Below are 1,542 nucleotides of genomic sequence, written 5' to 3' on the forward strand. Positions count from 1 at the left end.
AAAAAAGAAGAGGAAGTCCCTTGTCTTGTTGGCGCTTGATAAGACTTCCTCTATCTCAAAATACGTATGGAAACAATACCATCGAAGCGGCTTAGGTTCAAGAGCAACACCATCCATCCTTGAGGAAGGGCAACGGCATGATGCTGTGCCGCACATGCCTCGGGGCGCTGGAGTATGCCTTCTCGCGCAAGAGGGGCAGGCGGTACACGGCTGAGGAAGGTCCGGCGGTGGAAACGAGTATCGTTGCCGTCTGCCGTTGCCCGGAGGATGGAAGCTACTCGACAGTCTATGAATCCGACATCGTCAGGAACAAGCAGTACTGCCTGGGCGACATACAATCCGTGCTGGAGAACAAGGCGGACTACTGCCTGGCAAGCCCGCGCACGAGATCCTACTGGCGGTCGTGGCTGCGCACAATGTGGGCGTCGGTGGTCGAGAAAATCCATCGTTACATCGGCCGCAGCCTTTCTGAATGCGACATTTCCTGCTCCCTTGCGGCCTTCCTCAAGGGGTGCGGGGATCAGTGGCTGCGGTACGTGCTGGACCTCTTTTACACCCAATCCAACAACCTTTGCATCCTCGTCGAGCTCGTCGGCCCTACGATCGGCCCCAGGGGCGAACAGCTGCAGACAGCTCTCGCTGAAGAGGCTGCAGAACAGCAGAAACCGCCCCGGGGAGGATGAAAGAGATGGAATTGAAGGATTTGAGGCCGAACGAGCAGGAAAAGTACAACGCCGCCAAGGAAGTCATCGACCTCGGCTGCACCGACACGGCAATCCGAAGGGGCCGGGCGAAGCTGGGATGCACCAGAAAGACGCTTCTGAAGTACGTGCAGTGGTGCAAAAGCGAAGACCTGTCGCGGTTCAGCCACCGCAACAAGGGCAGAAAGCCCGCCACCACCATACCGCAGGATACGAGGGAACTGGTCGAGCGGCTGTACAAGGACACCTACTGCACCGCCAGCTTCACCCATTTTTTGGAGATACTCAAAGAGGACCACGGCATCAGCATGTCGGACGGGACGGTGCACTCGATCCTCAAGCAGGCCATGCTCGTCTCGCCCTGCTCGAAGAAGGCGACCAAGAGGCTGATGGAGAAGAAATTGAGGATGCTTGCACGGAAGGAGCACCTGAGCAAGGCCGAAAGCGAGCAGATCAATGCCGCCCTGGCTATCCTGGACGACGCCGATGCGCATCCGCGCAGGCCGCGAAGCAAGTATTTCGGGGAGATGATCCAGATGGACGCCAGCGAGCTGGTCTGGGCCAAGGGGGCCGGGAAATGGCACCTGCATGTGGCCGTCGACGATGCAACCAGCGAGGTGGTGGGGGCGTGGTTCGACACCCAGGAGACGCTCAACGGCTACTACCGCGTGCTGTACATGATCCTCAAGCTCTACGGCATCCCCTCTCGGTTCAGGACCGACCGCAGGACCGTCTTCGAGTACAACTCCCTCTCCAAGCCCGACGAGGAGAAGGACACCTTCACCCAGTTCGCAGCGGCCTGCAAAACCCTGGGCATCGAGCTCGAGGCCACCTCCGTCCC

At 59.1% G+C, this 1,542-nt stretch carries 1 protein-coding gene and 1 pseudogene; both read left to right on the top strand.

Features of this window, described 5'->3' with window-relative positions; all coding sequences use genetic code 11:
• The first annotated feature begins 137 nt into the window (after window positions 1-137).
• The gene (locus B3K89_RS11790; protein WP_345907435.1) at window positions 138-683 is read left to right on the top strand and encodes a hypothetical protein; all 546 of its coding nucleotides are present in this window, start codon (window positions 138-140) and stop codon (window positions 681-683) included.
• 5 nt (window positions 684-688) lie between these two features.
• Window positions 689-1,542 (top strand): annotated as a pseudogene (locus tag B3K89_RS11795) (ISNCY family transposase); the annotation flags it as partial.

Source organism: Sphaerochaeta sp. UBA5849 (assembly GCA_002432715.1).
Taxonomy (GTDB): domain Bacteria; phylum Spirochaetota; class Spirochaetia; order Sphaerochaetales; family Sphaerochaetaceae; genus Sphaerochaeta.

Excerpts from the sequence above, each read along its gene's own strand:
- B3K89_RS11790 (WP_345907435.1), top strand. The coding sequence starts at position 138 with ATGATGCTGTGCCGCACATGCCTCGGGGCGCTGGAGTATGCCTTCTCG.